Here is a 23,694-nt window from a genome sequence, read left to right as displayed (position 1 = left end):
AGGGTGGCACGGCCGGGTCCCGGACGCCCCCGGACACGGCCCGACCGGGTCGTCGCGGACAAGGGCTACTCGGCCCGGAAGATCCGTGCCTACCTCCGCCGGCGCGGCATCGCCGCGACGATTCCCGAGCGGATCGACCAGATCAACGGCCGCATCCGCCGTGGCGAGGCACGCTGCCGGCTCGACCGGACCGCCTACCGACGACGCAACGTGGTCGAACGCTGCTTCAGCCGACTCAAGCAGAACCGGGCCCTGGCCACCCGATACGACAAACGCGCCGTCCACTACCAAGCCATGGTCACCCTCGCCTGCCTCAGGCTCTGGCTCCCATGACTTTCCGGACAGCCCCTAGGACCTCTCCAGGCAGAGCGCGGCCGGCCCTCAGGCCAAATGGCGGTACCGGCCCCTGAAGTACGCGAGCGGGCTCCCGTCCGCGCTCGGCAGGCCCACGGCGAGGACCCGGCCGATCACCAGCGTGTGGTCCCCCGCCTCCACCCGCTGCTCGGTCCTGCACTCCACCACCGCCAGCGCGCCGCCGATCAGCGGGGCCCCGGACGCCGTGCCCCGCGTATGCGGGATGTCCTGGAACAGCAGGCGGTCGCTGAGCCGGCCCTTCATCGCGAACCGCCCCGCGATGTGCCGCTGGCTCTCCGACAGGAGTGAGACCGCCCACAGCGGCTGCTCGGCCAGCAGGTCGTCCATGCGTGAGCCGTTGCGTACGCTCACCAGCACCAGCGGCGGGTCCAGCGACACCGACATGAAGGCCGTCGCCGTCATGCCGACGTCCTCACCGCGCGCACCACTGTCCGGATCGTGCGCGGTCACGAGGGTCACGCCCGCCGTGAAGCGGGACATCGCGGCCCGGAACTCTTCGCTGCTCACCCCCTCAGGATGAGGGATCGGGGGGCGGGGGGACTGGGAGGAAGTCGACTGGAACACACAGGGAACGCTATGCCCGTGCCTCCGGCCGCCACCATCGGGCCTTGGGACCAGTACGCTCGCCTCCCGGTCCTAGGACCGGGAGGCCGCGGCCGTATTTGCGCTATTTGCGTTCAAGAAAACTATGGAGCGCTCCCACGCGGCTCCCACCCACCCCATCCAGCCGTTCCTCACCTGACGTGACTTGAGTCACACAGCCCAGTATTTGCTGACCCTGTGTACCGGGTGGGCAGCTCGCTGTGATTCAGTGGCCGTGATACTGCAACAAGTGCGGCGATTGAGAATCCTGGAGTTGCTGTCGAGGTCTCGGGGAGAGCGAACAATGGAGGCCGAGTCCGAGCCGTACGTCCGCCTGGCGACGCTGCGGCAGCTGCACCAGGTGGTCGCCGACCTCAATCGGGCCACCAGCCTGGCTGACACCCTGCAGGCCGTCGCCGACGGAGTCGTCGCGGGTCTCGGGTTCGAGCTGGCCTGCGTAAACCTCGTCCAGCCCGACGGCGACCTCGTCATCGCCGCCTTCGCGGGCAACGCGGCGGCCGAAGCCCTGATCACCGGCCGCGTCGGCTCCCGCGCCTCCTGGGAGCGCCGCCTCTCCATGGGCGAGGCCTGGGGTGACCTGCACTTCATCCCGCACACCGAGGGCTGGGTCCTCCTCGACGACGACGTACCCCAGTGGCACACCGAGGGCCCCGAGCCCCGCTTCGCCGACGAGTGGCACCCGCACGACCGCCTCTACGCCCCCATGTACGCGTCGGGCGGCGGCCAGGAGCTCCTCGGCGTCATTTCCGTCGACCGGCCGCGCAACGGCAGGCACCCCGGCGCCTGGGGCCAGGAGGCGCTCCAGATGTACGCGTCCCAGGCAGCCATTGCGATCAGCAACGCCAGGCTTCGCGCAAACATGCAGCGCGCCCTGGTCCGCCTGGAGCGCGAGCAGCAGGCTCTGCGCGCCAGTGAGGAATCCTTCCGGCAGGCCTTCGAGTACGCCCCCAGCGGCATGGCCATCGCGGAAATGGGCGGCGACCAGCACGGCCGGCTGCTGCGGACGAACGACGCGCTGTGCCGGCTCCTCGGCCGCCCCGCCTCCGCGATGCGCCGTTACTCCTTCGCCGACCTCGTCCACCCCGAGGACATCGGCACCCTGCTGCGTACGTCGGCCGAGGGCGGCCGGGCCGAGCTGCGGCTGGCGCGGCGCGACGGCACGTACGTCTGGGTGTCCCTGCGTAACTCCGTCGTCGCCGACACCACCGACGGGCCGCGCTTCCTCCTCACCCACGTCGAGGACATCGAGGAGCGCAAGCGTCACGAGCTGCACCTCGCCCACCGCGCCTCGCACGACTCGCTCACCGGCCTGCCCAACAGCGCCGAGCTGCGCTCCCGTCTCTCCTCCCGGCTGTGCCGCCGCCCGCACTCGGTGCGCGCCACGGCGGTCGAGGCCCTGGACGCGGCGTACGGCGAGCCTTCCGCGCCGGGCAGGGCCGTGCCCGAGCACGACTTCGACTACAACCCGCACACCGACGCGGGCTCCTTCGATCACCACGTCCACATCGTCGCGCCCACCTCGGACGCCGACGGCGGGGCGGGTGGCGGCGCCGACGACGGCACGAAGGGGCTCGCCGTCCTCTTCTGCGACCTGGACGGCTTCAAGTCGATCAACGACCGGTTCGGGCATCACACGGGAGACGCCGTCCTGATCGAGGTCGCCCGCCGGCTGACGACGTGCGTACGCGACGGAGATACGGTCGCCCGGCTCGGAGGTGACGAATTCGTCGTTCTCGCCGACGGTCTCGGCAGCGCGGACGCCGCCGACCTCGCCGTACGCTTGCGAAACGCCATCATTCCGCCGATCAGAGTCGACGGCAGGGCGGTCCGCGTCGGAGCGAGCTTCGGCATCGGCTGGGCGAGCTGCGGAATGTCGGCGGACGAGGTGTTGCACTCCGCTGACCAGCGGATGTACGTGGAGAAACGCTCCCGTGCCAAGGTTCACAGGCGGGCGGGTTGACCGACCCCCCACTACCGCACTGTGGTCCACGCCAAACCTTCGGGTTGCCCATTCGGGGTAGGCTCGCCCGGTCGGCGACGGCTGGCGAACATGGTGAGGAGTGACCAGGGATGACTGCCGCGAACAACGGCACGAGCACGCCTGAGGACGACGATCCGTTCGGCTACCTCTACGAGGACGGCCAGGCGGCGGGTGCCGTCTCGCCCCGCTCGGGCGGCTACGGCTACCCGGGCCCGGCCTCGCAGCCCGGTGTGCCCAGAACCTCGTACCACCAGGTGGGAACGGTCGGGCAGCGGCAGTACGGGCAGCAGCACAGCCAGCACCAGCAGCAGTACGGCCAGCAGGTGCCCCCGCAGCAGGCCTACGGCCAGCAGAACTACAGCCAGCCCAACGCCCACTACGCGGCCCCCGAGACGCAGCCCGGCGGCGCCCCGACCCGCCCGGTGCCGCACGCGGGCGGCGGCGGTGGTGGCGGCCGCAGCGGCGGGCCCAACACCAAGGGCCTGCTCATCGGCGCGGTGGCGGTCGTCGCGGTCGTCCTCATAGGCATCGGCGTGGCCCTGATGACCAGCGGCGACAAGGACGACAAGAACGCGCAGGCCGGTGACACGGGCGGCGGCGGCTCCAGCGCCGGCCAGGCCGTCAAGCCGACCGAGGACCCGAAGGACAAGCCGGAGGAACCGGCGGTCGAGCTGCCCAAGAAGGACGCGGCGCTCCTCCAGCTCTCTCCCGGTCTGTCCACGGACAAGACCATTCCGGGTGCGCGGTCGGCGAGCGGCGCGTACGTCCCGCTGAACACGCCGGGTGTCTCCGCGACCTGGACGGTGAAGGTGCCGAAGGCCGGGGCGTACACGCTGTCGATCGACTACGGCGTGCCCGGCAAGGACGCGAACACCTCGCTGACGGTCAACGGGAAGCCGCACAGCGGCGGGCTGAACATGAAGAACTTCGCCCACGCCGAGGAAGGCGCCTGGGACAAGGGCTGGACCAACACCTTCGCCTGGGTCAACCTCACCGAGGGCGAGAACACCTTTGTGATCTCCTGCGGCGCGGGCGACCAGTGCGAGGCCAACCTCGACCGGCTGGAGCTCAAGGCCGGCCACATCCAGTAGCCCCTGCGCTTCAGGGGCCCATCAGCCCCAGGAAGTGCGCCACCGTCCCGGTCATCGCCTCGCGAGCCGGGACGAGGTACTTCCTGGGGTCGGCCGTCGCCGGGTTCGCGGCCAGGTACGTGCGTACCGCGCCTGTGAAGGCCGTGTTCAGGGCCGTGCCGACGTTGATCTTGACCATGCCCGCCGCGACCGCCCGCCGGATCTCCCCGTCCGGTACGCCCGACGAGCCGTGCAGGACCAGCGGCACGGGTACGGCGTCGCGCAGGGCGGCGATCAGGTCGTGGTCCAGGGCCGCCGTGCGGTGCGTCATCGCATGGGAGGAGCCGACGGCGACGGCGAGGGCGTCCACGCCGGTGTCGGCCACGTAGGACGCCGCCTCCACCGGGTCCGTGCGTACGCCGGGTGCGTGGGCGTCGAGCGGGGCCTCGCCCTCCTTGCCGCCGACCTTGCCCAGCTCCGCCTCGATCCAGATGCCGCGCTCGTGGCCCCAGCGCACTGCCTCCGCCGTGGCCTTCACGTTGTCGCCGTAGCTCAGCTTCGAGGCGTCGAACATCGCCGAGCTGAAGCCCGCCGGATGCGCCGCGCGCAGCAGCTCGGCCGACTCGACGTGGTCGAGGTGCAGGGACAGTGGGGCGGCGCAGGCGCGGGCCACCGCCGTCGCAGCCGCCGCGATGGCAGTGAGGTCACCGCCGTGGAACTTCACGGCGTTCTCGGAGATCTGGAGGACGGCCGGCGCTCCGGCCCGCTCCGCGCCGGCCGCGATCGCCTCCGCGTGCTCCAGCGTGATGACGTTGAAGGCGGCGAGGCCGTGGCCCGATTCCCTGGCCGCGGTGACGAGTTCGCCGGTGCTGACGAGTGGCATGCGATCCCCTGGTGCTCGTAGGTGGGCGTTGTTACGCCGCCGTGGCGTGGGCGGTGACTTCGACTTGTGGGAGCAGGTCCTCATAGGTCCGTACGTCGAACTCGCCCGCCGCCGGGGCCAGTACGGTCGCCGCCGACAGCGCCACCGCCCGCGCCAGCCGCTGCGGCCAGGGCAGTTGCTCGACGAGACCTGAGAGCAGCCCGGCCACCGCCGAGTCGCCCGCGCCCGTCGGGTTGCCCTTCACGCGGGCCGGCGGGGCCGCCTGCCACAGGCCCTCGGGGGCGGCGGCGAGCATGCCGTCCGCGCCGAGCGAGGCGACCACGGTGTGCGCGCCCCGGCGGCGGGCGTCGTGAGCCGCGCGCAGGGGGTCGCGGGAGCCCGTGAGCTGCGCGAGCTCGTCGGCGTTGGGCTTGACGAGGCCGGGGCGGGCGGCGATGCCGCGGCGCAGTGGTTCGCCGCTGGTGTCGAGGAGCACGGGGACGCCGGCGGTGCGGGCGCGGCGGATCAGTTCGGCGTACGCGCCGACGTGGATGCCGGGGGGCAGGCTGCCGCAGAGGGCCACCGCCTGGGCGCCGCCGAGGAGTTCGGCGTACTTCGAGAGGAAGGTGGCCCACTCGTCGGCGGTGACCACCGGCCCCGGCTCGTTGAGCTGGGTCGTGTCGCCGGTGGCGGCGTCGACGACGGCGATGGTGCGGCGGGTGTTGCCGGAGACGGGCACGAGTGCGTCGACGGGGGCGAGCGGTGCGAGCAGATCGCGGAGTACGGCGCCGGAGGGTCCGCCCGCGAAGCCGGTCACGACCGTGTCGTGGCCGAGGGCGGCCAGTACGCGCGCCACGTTGAGGCCCTTGCCGCCGGGGCGTTCCGCGACGTCGGTCACCCGGTGCGAGGCGTGCGGTGTGAGGGCCGGGACGCGGTAGGTGATGTCGAGTGCGGTGTTCAGCGTGACCGTCAGGATCACCTGCGTCACCCCCCTGTGGAAGCGCTTGCCCTGTGAACCCTGCCGGGGTGATCATGCCAAAAAGAAAGCGGCCGGCCCAGGGCTGCGGGCCAACCGCTCTGTGTCGCTTTGATATCAACTGGTGGTGAAATCACCCCACTTGGGGAGACTTACGGCTCAATCACCCAGGCGCCCTTGCGCATCACGCCCTTGAGCGTGAAGCCGGCGTCCAGGACCACCAGGTCCGCGTCCTTGCCCGGCTCCAGCGAGCCGACCTTGTCGTGGACGCCGAGCAGGCGGGCGGGGTTGGCGGAGATGGACCGTACGACATCCTCGACCGGCAGCCGGTCCACGGTCACCGCGCGCTTGAAGGCGGTGTCGAGGGTGAGCGTGGAGCCGGCGATCGAGCCGCCCTCGACGAGGCGCGCGACCCCGCCCTTGACCTCGACCGCGAGCGGCCCGAGGTCGTACATGCCGTCGCCGAAGCCCGCCGCGTCCATCGCGTCCGTGATGAAGGCGACCCGGTCCGCGCCCGCCCGGTGGTACGCCAGCTCCAGGGCGGCCGGGTGCAGGTGCGTACCGTCGTTGATCAGCTCGACCGTGATCCGCTCGTCCTCCAGGAGTGCGGCGATCGGGCCGGGCGTGCGGTGGCCGAGGGCGGGCATCGCGTTGTAGAGGTGCGTGGCGACACTCGCGCCCGCGTCGATGGCCTCGACGGTCTGCTCGTACGTCGCGTCCGTGTGGCCGATCGCGGCGATCACGCCGTGCTCGGCGAGCAGCCGCACCGAGTCGATGCCGCCGGGCAGTTCGGTCGCCAGCGTGACCATCTTCGCCGTGCCGTGCGCGGCGTCGATCAGCTTGCGGACCTCCGCCGGATCGGGGTCGCGCAGCAGGTCCTCGCTGTGCGCGCCCTTGCGGCACGGCGAGATGAACGGGCCCTCGAAGTGGATGCCGGCCAGGTCGCCCTGCTGGACCAGCTCGGAGAGCAGCGCGGCCTGCCGGGCGAGTACGTCCATCTCGCCGGTCACGGTCGACGCGGCGATTGTCGTCGTGCCGTGCTCGCGGTGCGTCTGTACGCCCCGCAGGACGTCCTCCGCGGTGCCGGAGGTGAAGGACGCTCCGCCGCCGCCGTGCACGTGCATGTCGACGAAGCCCGGCACGATCCAGTGGCCGGAGAGGTCCAGGGAGGGGGCGTCCGCCGGGGCGGCGCCGGCGATGCGGCTTCCCTCGACGATGACCCGGCCGTTGTCCACGGTCCCGGTCGGCAGCACCACCCGGGCGCCGGAAAGAACCTTGCTTGCAGCGCGTCCGGCCATCAGGCGGATACCTCCGTGGCTTCCGTGGAGTCGGCTTCGAGGAGATCCCAGGCGAGGAGCCCCGCGCCCAGGCAGCCGGCGGTGTCCCCGAGGGCCGCCGGAACGATGTGGGGCAGCTTCTGGAACGTGACGCGTTCCGCGACGGCCGCCCGCAGTGGTGTGAACAAGGTTTCCCCCGCCTCGGCCAGTCCGCCACCGATGATCAGGGTGCGGGGGTCCAGGAGGGTGAGCGCGGTGACGAGCCCGTCGGCGAGCGCGCCGACGGCTTCCCGCCACACCTCCCGCGCCCTTCGGTCGCCCGACTCGACGGCCTTCGCGCAGTCGGCGGCGTCGGCGCCGGGGTCGCCGGAGGCGGCGGCCCAGGCGGCGGACACGGCGGACGCGGAGGCGAGGCGCTCCAGGCAGCCGCGCTGGCCGCAGCCGCACGGGATGCCGCCGGGGCGTACGACGATGTGGCCGATCTCGCCGGCGTAACCGTGGGCTCCGGACTCGATGACGCCGTTGATGCCGATGGCCCCGGCGATCCCGGTGCCGAGCGGCACGAACAGGAAGCGGTCCGTGCCCCGGCCCGCCCCGATCCGGCCTTCGGCGAGGCCGCCGGTGCGTACGTCGTGGCCGAGCGCGACCGGCACGCCGTGCAGCTCGCGGCCGAGCAGCTCCCGCAGGGGTACGTCGCGCCAGCCCAGGTTGGCGGCGTACACCGCGATCCCGTTCTCGGCGTCCACGATGCCGGGGACGGCGACACCCGCGGCCGAGGCGCTCTCGCCGTACCGCTCCTCGCCGTACGCGCGCAGTTCGGCGGCGAAGCCGGTGATCGTCTCGACGACGGCCTCGGGCCCCCGCTCCCTGCCGGTGGCCCGGCGTGCCTCGTGCAACAGTGCGCCGTCCGCGCCGACCAGCGCGGCCTTCATCCCGGTGCCGCCCACATCGAGGGCGATGACGTGTTTCACGGGAACAGTCTCGCGCGTAAACCCTGGAAAGGTCTAGTCCACTTCGGGGTGGACGTGTTGTACAAGTGAGACCCCACTGGTGTAGACCTCACAGGGCGGTCTGGGCGAAAATCGCAGCTCATACGCATGTAGGACAACGAATCAGGTGGGGAAAGAGCTGTGCACCGGCGCTTCTTGGGTTTGACCGCGACCGTGGTCGCACTGGGTATGACAGTGGGCCTGGCGGGATGCGGAAGCTCCGACGGCGGTGACGTCACCCTCAAGCTCGTCGCGGCGGACTACGACCCCGAGGGCGGCGACAGCACCAAGGAGTACTGGGACGGCGTCGTCACCGCGTTCGAGGCCAAGAACAAGGGCATCAAGGTCGACGTCTCCGTCTACGACTGGAAGGACGTCGACCGCAAGGTCGCCGAGATGGTCGAGGCCGGCGACGCCCCCGACATCGCGCAGATCGGCGCGTACGCCGACTACGCGGCCGGGGACAAGCTCTACCCCGTCGACGAGCTGCTCTCCATCCCCGTACAGGCCAACCTGCTCGCCCCGCTCGCCGAGGCGGGGGAGGTCGGCCGTGTGTCGTACGGCATCCCGTTCGTCGCCAGCACCCGCCTGCTCTTCTACAACCAGACGCTGTTCAACCGGGCCGGCGTCGAACCCCCCAAGACGTGGGACGAGATCGAGAGCGCGGCCAAGGCGCTCAAGCAGCGCGGCGTGAAGTACCCGTTCGCGCTGCCGCTGGGCAATGAAGAGGCCCAGGCCGAGACCATGATGTGGATGCTCAGCAACGGCGGCGGTTACACCGACTCGGTCGGTTCGTACACGATCGACTCCGTGCAGAACATCGAGGCCTTCAACTGGCTGAAGGACACCCTGGTCGGCGAGCAGCTCACCGGGCCCGTCGCGCCCGGCAAACTCGACCGGAAGCCGGCCTTCACCGCGTTCGCGAACGGCGAGGTCGGCATGCTCAACGGCCACCCCTCGCTGCTCCAGCAGGCCGCGAAGAATGGCGTCAAGGTCGGCATGGTGCCGCTGCCGGGGCCCAACGGCAAGGCGAGGTCGAGCATGGGCGTCGCCGACTGGATGATGGGCTTCAAGCAGCACGGCCACGGCAGGCAGATCGGCGAGTTCCTCGACTTCGCGTACAGCGACGAGAACGTCCTGGAGTTCGCCGACGAGTACGACCTGCTGCCGGTCACCGTCTCCGCGTCCGAGACGATGGGCGCGGACCCGGCTCACAAGGAACTGTGGCCGTTCCTTGAGGCGCTGCCCGGATCGACGCTCTACCCGGTCGGCAAGACGTCGTGGGCGAAGGTCAGCGAGAACATCAAGAAGCAGATCGGTTCGGTGGTCGGACCCAACGGCGATCCGACCGGAACCCTTGGCGCGATCGGCCGCGAGGCGGCGGCGCAGGAGAACGCCGAGTAGGCGAACCGCCCGTTCTCCCCACCGCCCTAGACTGCTCATATGCCTTACCCCCCGGCCGAGGACGCCGCCCGCCCGGCCCCGTCCCCGCCTGCCGACGGCGCGATGCCGGACGCGGAGCCCTCCGGGCTCTCCGAGCGGGACCGTGCGGTGCTTGCCGTCGAGCGGCGGTCGTGGCCGGGGCCCGGCGCCAAGGAGCGGGCGATACGGGAGCAGCTCGGCATCTCGCCGACCCGCTACTACCAGCTCCTCAACGCCCTGCTGGACGACCCGCGAGCCCTCGCCCACGACCCCGTCACGGTCAACCGCCTCCGCCGGGTACGGGACGCCCGGCGTGAGCGCCGCTGAGGGGGTCGGCAGGGGGGCGACGCCCGCGGCGGGCTTGTGAAGTTGCCGCAAGCGGCAAAATCCAGCCCGTCCGGCGTTTGAGGACACGCCCGCAGGGCGTCCGGGGGTCTGGGGGCGTGCCCCCGGTTCGGGAAGGGGCGGGTAGGGGAAAGCCCGCCGCAGGCGTCCCCTTGCGCCGAGGGGCTCGGCCAGCGCCAGGTCAGTGCCGAGCAGGCGCGGGCGCCGGTAGGGTCAGGGGGCATGGGTAGCCAATCGCAACCGCACCCCCTGCCGACCGACTTCACGCCCGCCACCCCCGCCGGCCGCGACGGCCTCGCCGCGCTGCTGGCCGCACCGGACCGGGCGGTGATCGCCCTCGACTTCGACGGCACGCTCGCCGACATCGTCCCCGACCCGGAGCAGGCCCGCGCCCACCCCGGCGCGGTGGCGGCGCTCGCCGCACTCGCGCCGAACGTCGGCTCCGTCGCCGTGATCACCGGCCGCCCGGCCGGCGTCGCGGTCCGTTACGGCGGCTTCGCCGGAGTCCCCGGCCTGGAACACCTCGTCGTACTCGGCCATTACGGCGCCGAGCGCTGGGACGCCGTGACCGGCACCGTCCGTGCCCCCGCCGCACACTCCGGCGTACAGGCCGCCCGCGCCGAACTCCCCGGCTTCCTCGAAGGCATCGGCGCCTGGCGCGGCTCGTGGATCGAGGAGAAGGGGCAGGCCGTCGCCGTCCACACACGGCGCGCCGAGGACCCCGTAACAGCGTTCGAGTCCCTGCGCGTCCCCCTCGCCGAGCTCGCCGCCCGCCACGGGCTGATCGTCGAACCCGGCCGCCTGGTACTGGAGTTGCGCCCGCCCGGCATCGACAAGGGCGTGGCGCTCGCCGAGTACGTACGCGAGGTCGGCGCGGGCTGCGTGCTGTACGCCGGGGACGACCTGGGCGACGTCGCCGCGTACTCCACAGTGGAGAAGCTCCGTACGGAGGGCGTCCCCGGCCTGCTGGTGTGCAGCGGCACCGAAGTACCCGCGCTCGCGGACCGGGCCGACCTGGTGGTGGACGGCCCGGCGGGAGTGGTGGGGCTCCTTACGGCGCTGTCCCAAACCGCCGGACGGGATTGATCACCCGCCCAGGGCGGGCCAGTGTGGCGTGAGCCGCCGCCGCAGCAGCCGGTCGTCGGCGACGGTGTGGCGGACGGCGAGCAGCGGGCGGTGGCCGGTGCGCCGCTGACGGTGTCGGCCTCCGCCCCGGCCCGCGCGGGCGCGGCGGCCACGCCCCTGGCGGCCAGGCTCGGCACTCCGCCGCAGTGGCTTCGCCTCGCCTGCGGCGTAAACGCGGCTCCCGCGCATTGCGAGCCGGTGTGTACAGTCGGCTCGCCTCAGCGGTTGCCGGACGCGCGGGGCGGCCTTCCCCGACCGGCCAGGTGGAGCCATGACCAGCACACGCAGCGAGTCGCCGCTGTCCGAACAGGGCACTGCGCCGTCTCTGCCGGAGCGCAAGCAGCGGATGCGGCGCCGCCTGGAGCGGCTGATCGGCATCGCAGCCACGGAAGGCAACGCCCTGGTTCCGCTGCGCAACGGGGACGAGATCTTCGCGGCCATGCTGCGGAGCATCCGCAGCGCCGAGCACACCGTGGACATGATGACGTTCGTGTACTGGCGCGGGGAGATAGCCCGCGAGTTCGCGAAGGCGCTGGCGGACCGGGCACGCAACGGGGTGCGCGTGCGGCTGCTGCTGGACGGCTTCGGCAGCCGGCTCATCGAACAGGACCTGCTCGATCTGATGGACCGGGCCGGGGCCGAGGTGACGTGGTTCCGCAAGCCTCTGTACCTCTCCCCGCTCAAGCAGAACCACCGCTGCCACCGCAAGGTGCTGGTCGTCGACGAATCGGTGGCCTACACCGGCGGGGTCGGCATAGCCGAGGAGTGGTGCGGCAACGCCCGCAACGAGAACGAGTGGCGCGACACCCACGTCCAGGTACGCGGCCCCGCCGTGGACGGCATCGCCGCCGCCTTCGCGCAGAACTGGGCCGAGTGCCACGACACCCTCTTCGACGCGCGCGACCGCTTCACCGGCCACACACCGCAGGGCGACGCCGTGGTGCAGGTCGTCCGCGGTTCGGCCAGCTTCGGCTGGCACGACATGCAGACCCTCATGCGGGTCATGCTCGAATCCGCAGAGGAACGTTTCCGCCTGGCCACCGCCTACTTCGCCCCCGACGCCTACTTCGTCGATCTGCTGTGCGCGGCGGCCCGGCGCGGCGTCGAGGTGGACATCCTGCTGCCCGGCCCCCACACCGACAAGCGGGTCTGCCGTCTGGCCGGCCAGAACTTCTACGAGGACCTTCTTGCGTGCGGGGTGCGCATCTTCCAGTACCAGCCGACGATGATGCACGCCAAGGTCATCACCGTCGACCGGGTCGCCGCCCTGATCGGCTCGACCAACTTCAACCGCCGCTCACTCGACCACGACGAAGAGATCATGCTCGCCGTCCTGGACGAAGACTTCACCGCCACCATGGACGGGCACTTCGACGAGGACCTTCAGGTCAGCGAACGGATCGAGAAAGGCCGCTGGAAACGCCGCTCCGCGACGCAGCGGATACGGGAGGCGGCCGTCGCCCCCATCCGCCGCTTCCTCTGAAACCGGAGCAGCCCCCCGGCCCCCTACTCCGACGTCAGCGCCGAGAGCTGCGCCAGGAACCACGCCGCCGGCGGCAGCGCCGTAGCCGCCGCCGCCAGCCGCTTCGAACGCTCCGCCCGCTCACCCGGCTCCATCACCAGCGCCGCGTGCAGCGCGTCCGCCGTCGCCATGACGTCGTACGGATTGACCACGATCGCGTCCTCGCCCAGCTCCTCGTACGCCCCCGCCTCCCGCGAAAGCACCAGCGCGCACCCCGCGTCGGAGACGACCGGCACCTCCTTCGCCACGAGGTTCATGCCGTCCCTGATCGGGTTGACCAGCGCCACGTCAGCCATCCGGTACGCCGCCAGCGACCGCCCGAAGTCGTCGTCCAGCTCCATCAGCACCGGCTGCCAGTCGTCCGTCCCGTACTCCGCGTTGATCTCGTCGGCGAGCCGCCGCACGGCCGCCGTGTACTCCCGGTACACCGCCAGGTCCTGCCGCGACGGATACGCGAAAGCGATGTGCACCACCCGCCCGCGCCACTCAGGCCGGTCCGCCAGTAGCTGCCGGTAGGCGAGCAGGCCGCGGACGATGTTCTTGGAGAGCTCCGTACGGTCCACCCGGACCACCGTCCGGCGCCCGGCCCCCACCCGCTCACGCAGTCTGACCAGCCACTCGTTCACGTCTTCCTGGTGCGCCCGCTCCCGCAGGAATTCCGCGTCGGCGCCCAGCCCGTGCACCCCGACCGCCGTGCCCTCCAGGGCGTCCGCGCCCAGCACATCCACCGCGCACGCCGCGAAAGCGTCCGCCCAGCGCCGCGTCAGGAACGCCACCCGGTCCGCGCCCAGCAGACCGCGCAGCAGTTGCCGCGCGATGTCGTCGGGCAGCAGACGGAAGTAGTCGACCGGCGCCCACGGGGTGTGCGTGAAGTGGCCGATGCGCAGGTCCGGGCGCAGCTCGCGCAGCATGCCGGGCACCAGGCACAGGTGGTAGTCCTGCACCAGCACCGCCGCACCCGGCGCCGCCTCGGCCGCCAGCGCGTCGGCGAAGGCGCGGTTGTACGTCTCGTACGCCGCCCACTGCCGCCGGAACTCCGTGTCGAAGACCGGGGTCAGAGGCGTCTGGTAGAGCATGTGGTGGACGAACCACAGCACGGAGTTCGCGATGCCGTTGTACGCGTCCGCGTGCACACCGGCGTCGATGTCGAGCATCCGTACGCCCGCCGTGCCCGTTCCGCGCCGTACCGCCTCCCGGTCGCCGTCGCCCAGCGCCGCGCACACCCACAGCGAGTCGGCGTCCTGCCCGATCGCCGAAAGGCCCGAGACGAGACCGCCCCCGCCGCGCTTCGCGGCGAGCGTGCCGTCCTCACGGAGCGTGTACGAAACCGGGCCGCGATTGGAAGCGACGAGAACCTGTGCAGCGCGCTCGGAGACCATGTGGCGAACCTAGCCCGTCCGGGAAGCCCTCAAACGTGCGTACGGCTCACACCGGCCACAGCGGCCACACCGGTCACAGCGGTTCACACAAAGCACAGCGGCGCTCACGCGGCCCGCCGCGCCGCGTACTCGACGATCTCGCGCATCGGCGGCCGCTCCTCCGTGTCCACCGCGTGCGTCCGCGGCACGAACCCGATCCCGTCCTCGCCCCGCTCGAACTGCGTCAGCGCCGGCCGCACCAGCGGGCCGCGCGAAAGCCGCAGGTGAGCCGTCCGGTAGATGGTGGCCGCCATCCGCCCGAGCGCCTGGCCGTCCTGGTGGCGGTGTTTGCGTACGCCGACGTCGACCTGGGCCAGTGCGTCGAGGCCCACCGTGTGGAGCGAGTCGACGAGCAGGCCCAGTTCCACTCCGTAACCGACGGGGAAGGGCAGCCGCTCAAGGAGCGAGCGGCGTACGGCGTACTCGCCGCCCAGCGGCTGGACGAACCCGGCCAGCTGCGGCCAGTGCAGATTGAGCAGGGGGCGTGCCACCAGTTCGGTCACCCGGCCGCCCTGACCTGTGGCTTCGCCGAGGGGGCGGTCGTACATCGCCTTCACGAAATGCACGTCGGGTTCGGTCAGCAGCGGGCCGACGATGCCCGAGACGAACGAGGCGGAGAAGTCCTTCAGGTCCGAGTCGATGAAGCACACAATGTCACCATGCGTGACGATGAGTGACCGCCACAGCACCTCGCCCTTGCCGGGCAGGGCCGGTATGCGCGTCAGTACGGCGTCCCGGTGCACGACCCGCGCCCCGGCGGCGGTCGCCATCTGAGCCGTACGGTCCTTCGAGCCGGAGTCGACGACGACGAGCTCGTCGACCAGGGGCACCGCCTCCATCAGCTCGTGGCGTATCGCCGCGACGATGTCGCCGACCGTCTCCTCCTCGTCGAGGGCGGGCAGCACCACGCTGACGGTGAGGCCGCGCCGGGCCTTGGCCGCGACCAGCCGGTCCAGCGGCCGGTCGGCCGTGGACCAGGACCGCAGGTCCAGCCAGCGCTCCACCTCTTCCAGCACGGGCCTTCTCCCTCGTCCGGCGAGCCGTCGCACGGCTCGTCATGTGATCCATCTCGCGGTGCGGACGACTGTCTCAACCGTCCGGGGGTTCGGTTACAGTCTTGAACAACGCGGACGACCCTCGCATCTCGGGGGGTGCCGCGGAACAAACGCGCCGGGCCCAGACCCGGCGCCATAGCGCTCATCCAGAGGGACAGAGGGAACGGCCCGTTGAAGTCCCGGCAACCATTCCGCCGACCGCGAGGTAACGGTGGGGACGGTGCCAATTCCGTCTCACGGCGAAACGCGCCGTGGGGAAGATGAGGAGAAAGGGCCTCGCCACCATGGCTGTGCAGTCTGTTGAAGCCGATGCAAACACCACGCATTCCCTGCCCGTAGACCTGGGCCCCGCCACCGCGCTTTCCTGCCGCGAGTGCGGAGAACGCTTCGAACTCGGCCCGATCTTCGCGTGTTCTTCCTGTTTCGGCCCTCTTGAGGTCGCTTACGAGCTGCCCCTCGGTGACGCCGAGGGCCTGCGCAAGCAGATCGAGGCCGGACCGGACAACATCTGGCGGTACGCGCCCCTGCTGCCCGTGCCCGCCGACGTGGCCACCAAGCCGAGCCTGAATCCGGGCTTCACCAAGCTCGTCAAGGCCGACAACCTGGCCCGCGAGCTGGGTGTCACCGGTGCCCTGTACGTCAAGGACGACTCCGGCAACCCGACGCACTCCTTCAAGGACCGTGTCGTCGCCATCGCCGTCGAGGCGGCCCGCGCGTTCGGCTTCACGACGCTCTCCTGCTCCTCCACCGGCAACCTCGCCGGCGCGGTCGGCGCCGCCGCCGCGCGGGCCGGTTTCCGCTCGTGCGTGTTCATCCCGCACGACCTGGAGCAGGGCAAGGTCGTCATGGCCTCGGTCTACGGCGGCGAGCTCGTCGGCATCGAGGGCAACTACGACGACGTCAACCGCTTCTGCTCGGAGCTCATCGGCGACCCGCTGGGCGAGGGCTGGGGATTCGTCAACGTCAACCTGCGCCCGTACTACGGCGAGGGCTCCAAGACCCTGGCGTACGAGATCTGCGAGCAGCTCGGCTGGGAGATTCCGGACCAGCTCGTCATCCCGATCGCCTCGGGCTCGCAGCTCACGAAGATCGACAAGGGTCTGAAGGAGCTCATCGCGCTGGGTCTGGTCGAGGACAAGCCGTACAAGATCTTCGGCGCTCAGGCCGAGGGCTGCTCCCCGGTTTCGACGGCCTTCAAGGCCGGGCACGACGTCGTACGGCCGCAGAAGCCGAACACGATCGCCAAGTCGCTCGCGATCGGCAACCCGGCCGACGGTCCGTACGTCCTGGACATCGCCCGCCGCACGGGTGGCGCGGTCGAGGACGTCAACGACGAGCAGGTCGTGGAGTCGATCAAGCTGCTGGCCGAGACGGAGGGCATCTTCGCGGAGACCGCGGGCGGCGTGACCGTCGGCGTGACGAAGAAGCTCATCGAGGCCGGACTGCTCGACCCGGCCCTGACCACCGTCGTGCTCAACACGGGCGACGGCCTGAAGACCCTTGAGGCGGTGGCCCCGACCACGGGCCAGTCCGCCGTCATCCGCCCCAACCTGGACTCTTTCCGAGAGGCTGGCCTCGCATGAGCGTCAACGTCCGCATCCCCACCATTCTTCGTACGTACACGGACGGCAAGGCCGAGGTCGCGGCCGAGGGCGCGACCCTCGCTGAGGTCATCGCCGATCTGGAGAAGAACCACGCGGGCATCGCGGCCCGTGTCCTGGACGACCAGGGCAAGCTGCGCCGCTTCGTGAACGTGTACGTGAACGACGATGACGTGCGCTTCGAGCAGGGCCTGGAGACGGCCACGCCGGACGGCGCCGGCGTCTCGATCATCCCCGCCGTCGCCGGAGGCTGACCGTTCGGCACAGTGCCGGACCGACTCCGCTGAGCATTGCTTCAATTGCCCCCTCCGCCATGAAAGCGGAGGGGGCAATTCTGCATGGTTGAGCGCGGTACAGTTGGGGAAGCCCCCCTCCGCTGCCTGTGCCCGGCGCATATGAGAATGCGACCCCGTGCGACAAGAAGCAGCCAAAGTGCCGGACCCAATTGCCGCCAATGCGTGCCTTGTCCGGCCCGACTTGCCCGGGAAACCTGAGAATTCTTCACATTCGCGTGTTCATCCATGCCCAGATTTCTCGTCGGAATGACCTGTTGCAGAGGGCAGTTGGGCAGATACATTCAGCCGCGGTCGACGCGTTCCGGCGCACGCCCTCTCCTGTCGGAGGGTGGAGGAGTCTGACCCAGGACCCGCGAAGTGCGGTCCTGTGCAAGGGCCAGTAATAGGGGAGTTAGGCATGGCTCAGGGCACCGTCAAGTGGTTCAACGCGGAGAAGGGGTACGGCTTCATCGCGGTCGACGGTGGTGCGGATGTTTTCGTCCACTACAGCGCGATCCAGATGGACGGGTACCGCACCCTTGAAGAAGGTCAGCGAGTCGATTTCGAGATCTCGCAGGGCCAGAAGGGTCCGCAGGCGGACATGGTCAAGCTCGCCGTCTGATCTCGGCGCGACCGGCCACCGACGCACTCACACACGAAGGGCCTGTACCCCGCACCGGGTACGGGCCCTTCGTGCGTGCCGCGCCCCCTGTCGGTCGTCTGTCCACATCTGAGGGAGGCGCTTGCACTCGGAGGGGTCGAGTGCTAATCATTGGCGTTAGCACTGTTAGCACTCTCCCAGTGAGAGTGACAGAAGGACCGGGCCGGTGAGGCCCGCAGGCCTGGTGGGACAAGGAAAACCACCAGGCAGGCTGGCCGTCCGTCGCGGGCGCCACTCGGTCCGGAGAATCCACCCCAGTCCGGGAGGACCACTTCACATGGCCAAGATCATCGCGTTCGACGAGGAGGCACGGCGCGGTCTCGAGCGCGGGATGAACCAGCTCGCCGACGCCGTCAAGGTCACCCTCGGCCCCAAGGGCCGTAACGTCGTCCTCGAGAAGAAGTGGGGCGCCCCCACGATCACCAACGATGGTGTTTCCATCGCCAAGGAGATCGAGCTCGAGGACCCGTACGAGAAGATCGGCGCCGAGCTGGTCAAGGAAGTCGCGAAGAAGACCGACGACGTAGCCGGTGACGGCACGACGACCGCGACTGTCCTCGCCCAGGCTCTGGTCCGCGAGGGCCTGCGCAACGTCGCCGCCGGTGCCAACCCGATGGCCCTCAAGCGTGGCATCGAGAAGGCCGTCGAGGCCGTCTCCGCCGCTCTGCTTGAGCAGGCCAAGGACGTGGAGACCAAGGAGCAGATCGCTTCGACCGCCTCCATCTCCGCCGCCGACACCCAGATCGGCGAGCTCATCGCCGAGGCGATGGACAAGGTCGGCAAGGAAGGCGTCATCACCGTCGAGGAGTCGCAGACCTTCGGTCTGGAGCTTGAGCTCACCGAGGGCATGCGCTTCGACAAGGGCTACATCTCGGCGTACTTCGCCACCGACATGGAGCGTATGGAGGCGTCGCTCGACGACCCGTACATCCTGATCGTCAACTCCAAGATCTCCAACGTGAAGGACCTCCTTCCGCTGCTGGAGAAGGTCATGCAGTCGGGCAAGCCGCTGCTGATCATCGCGGAGGACGTCGAGGGCGAGGCGCTGTCCACGCTCGTCGTCAACAAGATCCGTGGCACCTTCAAGTCCGTCGCCGTCAAGGCTCCGGGCTTCGGTGACCGCCGCAAGGCCATGCTCGGCGACATCGCCATCCTCACCGGTGGCACCGTCATCTCCGAGGAGGTCGGCCTCAAGCTGGAGAACGCCGGTCTCGACCTGCTCGGCCGTGCCCGCAAGGTCGTCATCACCAAGGACGAGACGACGATCGTCGACGGCGCCGGTGACAGCGACCAGGTTCAGGGTCGCGTCAACCAGATCCGTGCCGAGATCGAGAACTCCGACTCGGACTACGACCGCGAGAAGCTCCAGGAGCGCCTGGCGAAGCTGGCCGGCGGCGTGGCCGTCATCAAGGCCGGTGCCGCCACCGAGGTCGAGCTCAAGGAGCGCAAGCACCGCATCGAGGACGCGGTGCGCAACGCCAAGGCCGCCGTCGAGGAGGGCATCGTCGCCGGTGGTGGCGTGGCTCTGCTCCAGGCCACGGCCGTCTTCGAGAAGCTCGAGCTCACGGGCGACGAGGCGACCGGCGCCAACGCCGTGAAGCTCGCGCTGGAGGCCCCGCTCAAGCAGATCGCCGTCAACGGTGGTCTTGAGGGTGGCGTCGTCGTCGAGAAGGTGCGCAACCTGGCCGTCGGCCACGGTCTGAACGCCGCGACCGGCGAGTACGTCGACATGATCGCCGAGGGCATCATCGACCCGGCGAAGGTCACGCGTTCCGCCCTGCAGAACGCCGCGTCCATCGCCGCGTTGTTCCTCACCACCGAGGCCGTCATCGCCGACAAGCCGGAGAAGGCGTCCGCGCCTGCCGGTGGCGGCATGCCGGGCGGTGACATGGACTTCTGATCCCACCGGGATCAGTAGCTCCATCGCTGTACTGCTTGCTGTACGGCTGTACCGCTGTACGCGACCGAGGGCGGCACTCCCATTGCGGGGGTGCCGCCCTCGGGCGTTGGCGTTCACCCGCTCCGGTGCAATTACTTACCGTATTCAAACCACGCCAGCGAGTGATTGCGCGTGATCGTTTCTGCATGGTGCCATCGTGACCATGCCACAACCCATGAGGATCAGGATCGCCCTCGCGGCCACCGTTACGGCTGTCCTGGCGACCGTAGGCCCGTTGACCGCCTCAGCAGCGCCGTCCGCCCCGGCGGAGCGCTCCACTCCCGCGCCGTTGCGCCTCTCCGACAAACCCGTTCCCGGCCAGTACCTCGTGGCCATGAAACCGGCGGCGGACGTCTCCAAAGCCGTGCGCCAGGTGGGTGTCACCCCCCTGTTCAGCTTCAAGAAGGTGATGAACGGCTTCGCGGCCAAGCTCACGGACGCCCAACTGGTCACGGTCCGGGCGGACCCGAACGTGGCGGCCGTGGAGCAGGACGCCAAGGTCACCGCGTCCGCGCCCGCCGCGTCCTGGGGCCTGGACCGCATCGACCAGCGCAACCTGCCCCTCGACGGCCAGTTCAGCACCAACGCGACCGGCGCCGGAGGTGTCGCGTACATCCTCGACACCGGTATCGACTACAGCCACTCGGAGTACGCGGGGCGCGCCCGGTTCGGCTTCGACGCCTTCCCGGCCGAAGGCCGCTTCGGGCGGGACTGCCATGGGCACGGCACCCATGTCGCGGGCACCGTCGGCGGCCGGACGTACGGAGTGGCGCGCCAGGCCGACCTCTTCAGCGTCCGGGTCCTCAACTGTGAGGGCGCGGGCAGCAACGCCACGGTGATCGCCGGTCTCGAATGGGCGGCGTCGCACGCCGCGCTCGCCTCCGCCACGCCGGCCGTACTCAACGGATCACTCGGTGGGGAGAGGTCCGCACTGGTGAACGCCGCCGCGACCGCCCTCTCGGACAGCGGTGTGCTGCCGGTCGTCGCGGCGGGCAACGAGGCGCAGAACGCGTGCGGGGTCTCCCCGGCGTCCGCACAACGCGTGGTCACGGTCGCCGCGTCCACCAACTCCGACGCGCAGGCATCCTTCTCCAACTACGGCCGGTGCGTGGACATCTTCGCGCCCGGCACCGCCATCGTCTCGGCCAGGCTCGGCGGCGGCAGCGTCGCCCTGAACGGCACCTCCATGGCCACTCCGCACGTGGCCGGGACCGCCCTGCTCTACAACACCACCCACCCGGCGGCCACGCCGGCGGACATCGCCGAGTGGCTCGATACCACCTCCACCAAGGACGTACTGTCGGGCGTCACCCCGGGCACGCCCAACAAGCTCCTGTTCACCGGCGGCATCTGACCCACCCCCACTCCGGTGAAGCTCTGCCCTCCGCCCCCGGCTCGGGACGCGGAGGGCAGGCGTCCTCCAGGTCATGCCTGATCCGTTTCTGACCGGCGGGTCGCCGCGGCTCGGATCTTGGCCGCGTGAGCGCGGACGTCGGCCTCGGGGAGGCCGTCGCGGGGCGGGAGCGGCGGCTCGTCGCGGCAGACCCGGCACAGCCCGCCGGACAGCGCCTCGGGCCGGGCGGGCGCCCGGCATTCGGTGCACTCCAGGATGCGGAGGGTGCGGGCGGGGCCCTGGATGCCCAGGTCGGCGGGGTGCGGTGCGCGTTCGGGTGGGAGTTTCGCCAGCCGGGTCCGGGCGATGGCGGCGGGACGGTGGACCTCGGCGGGCAGTCCGGCGGTCAGCGCGTGCCGCAGCTCGGCGTCGGTGGCGCCGCGCGTCAGCCAGTCGGTGGCGAGGGACTCAAGGGTCACGCAGTCGTCCGCCGAGAGGGACATCTGGGGCTTGGTACGGCCGACGGAGGCGAGGATCTCGTACGCGCGGGAACGCTGCTGGGGCTGCGGCCGGCCCGGCTGCCGGGCGGGGGCGGTCCTGTTGCTGCTGCTGCTGCTGCTGCCGCTGCTGCCCTGGCCCTGCCCCTGGAAGGCGGCCCACCAGGCGTCGTCCCTGGCCGTACGGGAGAAGAACGTGCGGGTCACCCAGCGTCGGCTGCCGGTCGCCTCGTCGGTGACCGTCTCCCGGCCGAGGCGCAGGTGGCCGGCTTCCGAGAGGCGGCGAAGGGACGTGCGTACGGCGCACTGGCCGTAGTCCGGCAGGACCTTGGCCAGCATCTTCACGGAGATGTCCGAGCCGTCGGGCAGCCGGTCGATGTACGCCGCGATGGACGCCTCGCGGCGGGGCAGGTGGCCGAAATCACTTTCGCGACGGGGCAGTTGTTCGGGCGCGCTGCGCTTTCCGTAACCCGGATTGGCGAGGGGATGTGCGGGCGCGGAGGGGGCGGCATTAAGCTGGCTCGCAGCCATGGGATCGCTGATTCCGATCTTGTTGGTTAAGCCCTCGCTGGTGTTGTCCGCACCGGCGGGGGCTGTTCTGTTCGTTATTCGGGCACGCTAGACCGTCGCGACGTACTGTGGCAAGCCGAGCACGGAAAGTCATCCGCCATGATGTGGGCGGGAGTTGGACGGGTGGTTGGGTAGTTCTCACCCACCCAATCCACTGAAAAGGGCTCGGACTCCGAGGCTTGAGCCTCGGGCCGGATCAGGCCGCTGTGACCTGCCCGTTCTTCACCCCGGCGACGAACGCGGACCAGGCCCCGACCCGGAACACGAGCGCCGGGCGGAGTAGGTCTTTTGAGTCTCGGACGGGGACGATGCCGGGGTGGCCGTCGGCCACTTCGAGGCAGTTGCCGCCGCTGCCGTCGCTGTACGTGGACTTGCGCCAGGTTGCGACCTCCAGGCAGTTGCCGCCGTCGCCGCCGCTGTAGCTGGACTTGTGCCAGGTCGCCGCGTACTCCGGCATCATCCGCCGGGTGCCCGCCTCCAGTTGGCCGATGAAGGAGCCGCTCACGAAGAGTGGCTGCCCGAGTTCCTCCTGCGTGAGGCCGGCTTTTTCGCGCGCGTGGCGCAGTTCCGCGCCGAGCAGGGCGCGTGGGGAGGGCGAGGGATCGAGGTCCTTTGGTCCGGGCATGGCAACTCCCTGTCGTACATACGGGGTTGTTGGGCCGTTTTCGCTGTCAGGTTAGTGCGTCTTCGGCCACGCTGTGTAAGTAAAGCGAACACTCAGCGTGTGGAGGTGCTGGACATGGTGGTGCGATCGTCGGAGCGGCTGCGGGCTGCGGAAGAGGTGGTGGCCCAGTTGCGGGAGGGGCTCGGGGACGTGGCGGTGACGCTGCCGTCGCTGCGGGTGGACCTGGTGTCGCTGGCGGGCGAGGCGCCGTATCCGCTGGTTGACCTGGGGCGATGCAACCTCGATACGGCGCTGCGGCTCGCCGCCGTACTCCAGGGGCTGAAGCCGTGACGGGGGAGTACGCCATCGACGTGCGGGACGGGCGCATGGGCCGGGTCATGGGGCGGGTGGGCCCTTACGTACAGCTACGGCCGCCCGGTGGGGGCAAGGAGTGGGACTGTCCACCGGAGCACGTGCGGCCGGTCACACTCGGGGAGGTGCTGAGAGCGAGAGTGCGCGAGATCAACGCGCAAGGGCGGCTGCCGTGACGCGCGGCCGTTGTCGGTGGCGGGTGGGAGCGCAGCCTGCGGCCGCGGACTGACGTGCAGGGGGCAGTCAGGCCGCTGGGCGGGCGACGAACGCGACCTCTTCGTGGTCATCGTCCAGGGCGATATTCAGGGAGGCGTTCAGCGCGTGGGCCAGCCGGCGCAGCAGGGTGAGGGTGGGGACGGCGTCAGCGCCCTCGACGCGGGAGATCTTCGCTTGGGTGAGCCCCGCGCGCGCGGCGACCTCGGCCTGGGACAGACCCAGCTCTTTGCGACGGTCGTAGACGGCCTTGGCGAAGGCCATCGCGAGCCGGATCTCCGCACGCTCGGCGGCGGTTTCCGGGGACTCGGCGTATCCCTCGGTCAATGTCCGCTCGCGGGCCAGCTTCCAGCGGCTGTGGTTCATGAGGCGCTCCCTTCCTCGCCGCGACTGTACGTCGTGTGGGCTGGACCGTGCTCCCCGGCGCATACCGCCCTCGCAATGACCGCCCGGGTGACCTGGGCAGCCTCGCGCATCCGCGTCTTGCGGAAGACCGTGAGAAACACGACGGGCGAAGTTCATACACCCCGTCCTTCAGCGGCCGGGCGAAGGGCATGGGGGTACGAGTCCCCAGTGTGGCCAGCAACTGGTCGTACTCCTCCACTTTGC

General features: G+C 70.4%; 25 protein-coding genes, 1 pseudogene and 1 riboswitch. Of the genes and pseudogenes, 14 read left to right on the top strand and 12 right to left on the bottom strand.

Annotated elements, in window-relative coordinates:
* Positions 1-333, top strand: a 333-nt coding sequence (locus G412_RS0105250; RefSeq protein WP_028811137.1) for an IS5/IS1182 family transposase, incomplete at its 5' end; no start/stop codon positions are given.
* Positions 334-381: 48 nt separating this feature from the next.
* Here the strand turns inward: G412_RS0105250 and G412_RS0105245 are convergent.
* Positions 382-882: a flavin reductase family protein gene (locus G412_RS0105245; protein ID WP_028811136.1), complete on the bottom strand. Its 501-nt coding sequence runs from the start codon at positions 880-882 to the stop codon at positions 382-384.
* Positions 883-1,261: 379 nt separating this feature from the next.
* Here G412_RS0105245 and cdgB point away from each other — a divergent pair, with 379 nt between their 5' ends.
* Both cdgB and G412_RS0105235 read left to right on the top strand, forming a co-directional pair.
* Positions 1,262-2,938, top strand: a complete 1,677-nt coding sequence (gene cdgB / locus G412_RS0105240; RefSeq protein WP_028811135.1) for a diguanylate cyclase CdgB — start codon at positions 1,262-1,264, stop codon at positions 2,936-2,938.
* Positions 2,939-3,048: 110 nt separating this feature from the next.
* On the top strand, positions 3,049-4,050 hold the full coding sequence (locus G412_RS0105235) for a carbohydrate-binding protein (protein ID WP_028811134.1): 1,002 nt from the start codon (positions 3,049-3,051) through the stop codon (positions 4,048-4,050).
* 10 nt (positions 4,051-4,060) lie between these two features.
* Here the strand turns inward: G412_RS0105235 and G412_RS0105230 are convergent, their stop codons facing one another.
* The 4 genes from G412_RS0105230 to G412_RS0105215 form a co-directional block, all read right to left on the bottom strand.
* Entirely contained in the window at positions 4,061-4,912 is an 852-nt protein-coding gene (locus G412_RS0105230) for a class II fructose-bisphosphate aldolase (RefSeq protein ID WP_028811133.1), read from the bottom strand.
* A gap of 31 nt (positions 4,913-4,943) precedes the next feature.
* A complete protein-coding gene (locus G412_RS0105225) occupies positions 4,944-5,870 on the bottom strand; it encodes a 1-phosphofructokinase family hexose kinase (protein ID WP_028811132.1) in 927 nt (308 codons plus the stop codon).
* A gap of 149 nt (positions 5,871-6,019) precedes the next feature.
* Complete coding sequence (gene nagA / locus G412_RS0105220) at positions 6,020-7,165, bottom strand: N-acetylglucosamine-6-phosphate deacetylase (protein ID WP_028811131.1); 1,146 nt, start codon at positions 7,163-7,165, stop codon at positions 6,020-6,022.
* A complete protein-coding gene (locus G412_RS0105215; protein WP_028811130.1) occupies positions 7,165-8,115 on the bottom strand; it encodes an ROK family protein in 951 nt (316 codons plus the stop codon). The genes nagA and G412_RS0105215 overlap by 1 nt, the downstream gene beginning before the upstream one ends.
* A gap of 207 nt (positions 8,116-8,322) precedes the next feature.
* Between G412_RS0105215 and G412_RS0105210 the strand changes: the two genes are divergently transcribed.
* From G412_RS0105210 to otsB, 3 genes are all read left to right on the top strand, one after another.
* Positions 8,323-9,537, top strand: a complete 1,215-nt coding sequence (locus G412_RS0105210) for an ABC transporter substrate-binding protein (RefSeq protein WP_051338156.1) — start codon at positions 8,323-8,325, stop codon at positions 9,535-9,537.
* Positions 9,538-9,576: 39 nt separating this feature from the next.
* Positions 9,577-9,882: a DUF3263 domain-containing protein gene (locus G412_RS0105205; RefSeq protein ID WP_425274447.1), complete on the top strand. Its 306-nt coding sequence runs from the start codon at positions 9,577-9,579 to the stop codon at positions 9,880-9,882.
* 240 nt (positions 9,883-10,122) lie between these two features.
* A complete protein-coding gene (gene otsB, locus G412_RS0105200; RefSeq protein ID WP_028811127.1) occupies positions 10,123-10,986 on the top strand; it encodes a trehalose-phosphatase in 864 nt (287 codons plus the stop codon).
* Here the strand turns inward: otsB and G412_RS39570 are convergent, their stop codons facing one another.
* Positions 10,987-11,214 (bottom strand): hypothetical protein, encoded by a 228-nt coding sequence (locus G412_RS39570; protein ID WP_157839061.1) that lies wholly within the window; start codon positions 11,212-11,214, stop codon positions 10,987-10,989.
* An 82-nt stretch (positions 11,215-11,296) separates the two neighbouring features.
* On the opposite strand from G412_RS39570, the gene G412_RS0105195 reads away from it, so the two are divergent.
* Entirely contained in the window at positions 11,297-12,508 is a 1,212-nt protein-coding gene (locus tag G412_RS0105195; RefSeq protein WP_037647655.1) for a phospholipase D-like domain-containing protein, read from the top strand.
* 23 nt (positions 12,509-12,531) lie between these two features.
* Here the strand turns inward: G412_RS0105195 and G412_RS0105190 are convergent, their stop codons facing one another.
* Complete coding sequence (locus G412_RS0105190) at positions 12,532-13,926, bottom strand: alpha,alpha-trehalose-phosphate synthase (UDP-forming) (RefSeq protein ID WP_028811125.1); 1,395 nt, start codon at positions 13,924-13,926, stop codon at positions 12,532-12,534.
* A 104-nt stretch (positions 13,927-14,030) separates the two neighbouring features.
* On the bottom strand, positions 14,031-14,981 hold the full coding sequence (locus tag G412_RS0105185) for a glucosyl-3-phosphoglycerate synthase (protein ID WP_028811124.1): 951 nt from the start codon (positions 14,979-14,981) through the stop codon (positions 14,031-14,033).
* Between the two features lie 178 nt (positions 14,982-15,159).
* Positions 15,160-15,287, top strand: a riboswitch (SAM riboswitch).
* A 17-nt stretch (positions 15,288-15,304) separates the two neighbouring features.
* Here G412_RS0105185 and thrC point away from each other — a divergent pair.
* The 5 genes from thrC (at position 15,305) to G412_RS0105160 (ending at position 20,850) form a co-directional block, all read left to right on the top strand.
* On the top strand, positions 15,305-16,603 hold the full coding sequence (gene thrC, locus G412_RS0105180) for a threonine synthase (protein WP_028811123.1): 1,299 nt from the start codon (positions 15,305-15,307) through the stop codon (positions 16,601-16,603).
* Positions 16,600-16,875: a MoaD/ThiS family protein gene (locus G412_RS0105175; protein ID WP_028811122.1), complete on the top strand. Its 276-nt coding sequence runs from the start codon at positions 16,600-16,602 to the stop codon at positions 16,873-16,875. The genes thrC and G412_RS0105175 overlap by 4 nt, the downstream gene beginning before the upstream one ends.
* Before the next feature lie 439 nt (positions 16,876-17,314).
* Positions 17,315-17,518 carry a cold-shock protein gene (locus tag G412_RS0105170; protein WP_028811121.1) on the top strand — a complete coding sequence of 68 codons (204 nt, stop codon included), beginning with the start codon at positions 17,315-17,317 and terminating at the stop codon, positions 17,516-17,518.
* Positions 17,519-17,834: 316 nt separating this feature from the next.
* Entirely contained in the window at positions 17,835-19,457 is a 1,623-nt protein-coding gene (gene groL, locus G412_RS0105165; RefSeq protein ID WP_028811120.1) for a chaperonin GroEL, read from the top strand.
* Between the two features lie 214 nt (positions 19,458-19,671).
* Positions 19,672-20,850: a S8 family peptidase gene (locus tag G412_RS0105160; RefSeq protein ID WP_028811119.1), complete on the top strand. Its 1,179-nt coding sequence runs from the start codon at positions 19,672-19,674 to the stop codon at positions 20,848-20,850.
* Between the two features lie 71 nt (positions 20,851-20,921).
* Here G412_RS0105160 and G412_RS0105155 read toward each other — a convergent pair whose 3' ends face one another.
* The 3 genes and pseudogenes from G412_RS0105155 to G412_RS40430 form a co-directional block, all read right to left on the bottom strand.
* Complete coding sequence (locus tag G412_RS0105155; protein WP_028811118.1) at positions 20,922-21,857, bottom strand: hypothetical protein; 936 nt, start codon at positions 21,855-21,857, stop codon at positions 20,922-20,924.
* A 235-nt stretch (positions 21,858-22,092) separates the two neighbouring features.
* On the bottom strand, positions 22,093-22,356 hold the full coding sequence (locus G412_RS40435; protein WP_028811117.1) for a DUF397 domain-containing protein: 264 nt from the start codon (positions 22,354-22,356) through the stop codon (positions 22,093-22,095).
* A pseudogene (locus G412_RS40430) lies at positions 22,339-22,521 on the bottom strand (helix-turn-helix domain-containing protein); the annotation flags it as partial. The gene G412_RS40435 and the pseudogene G412_RS40430, both read right to left, overlap by 18 nt.
* A 114-nt stretch (positions 22,522-22,635) precedes the next feature.
* Between G412_RS40430 and G412_RS0105145 the strand changes: the two are divergent.
* Together G412_RS0105145 and G412_RS0105140 are read left to right on the top strand one after the other, a co-directional pair.
* Positions 22,636-22,851, top strand: a complete 216-nt coding sequence (locus tag G412_RS0105145) for a hypothetical protein (protein ID WP_051338155.1) — start codon at positions 22,636-22,638, stop codon at positions 22,849-22,851.
* Positions 22,794-23,048: a hypothetical protein gene (locus tag G412_RS0105140; RefSeq protein WP_051338142.1), complete on the top strand. Its 255-nt coding sequence runs from the start codon at positions 22,794-22,796 to the stop codon at positions 23,046-23,048. Before G412_RS0105145 ends, G412_RS0105140 begins: the two co-directional genes overlap by 58 nt.
* Before the next feature lie 67 nt (positions 23,049-23,115).
* On the opposite strand, the gene G412_RS33410 is transcribed toward G412_RS0105140, so the two are convergent.
* Positions 23,116-23,451 (bottom strand): helix-turn-helix domain-containing protein, encoded by a 336-nt coding sequence (locus G412_RS33410; protein ID WP_037647643.1) that lies wholly within the window; start codon positions 23,449-23,451, stop codon positions 23,116-23,118.
* Positions 23,452-23,694: the final 243 nt, after the last annotated feature.

The sequence above is a fragment of the Streptomyces flavidovirens DSM 40150 genome (assembly GCF_000429085.1).
GTDB lineage: Bacteria > Actinomycetota > Actinomycetes > Streptomycetales > Streptomycetaceae > Streptomyces > Streptomyces flavidovirens.
The sequence above is the reverse complement of the archived record's forward strand: the minus strand, read 5'-3'. Positions and strand labels throughout refer to the sequence as shown.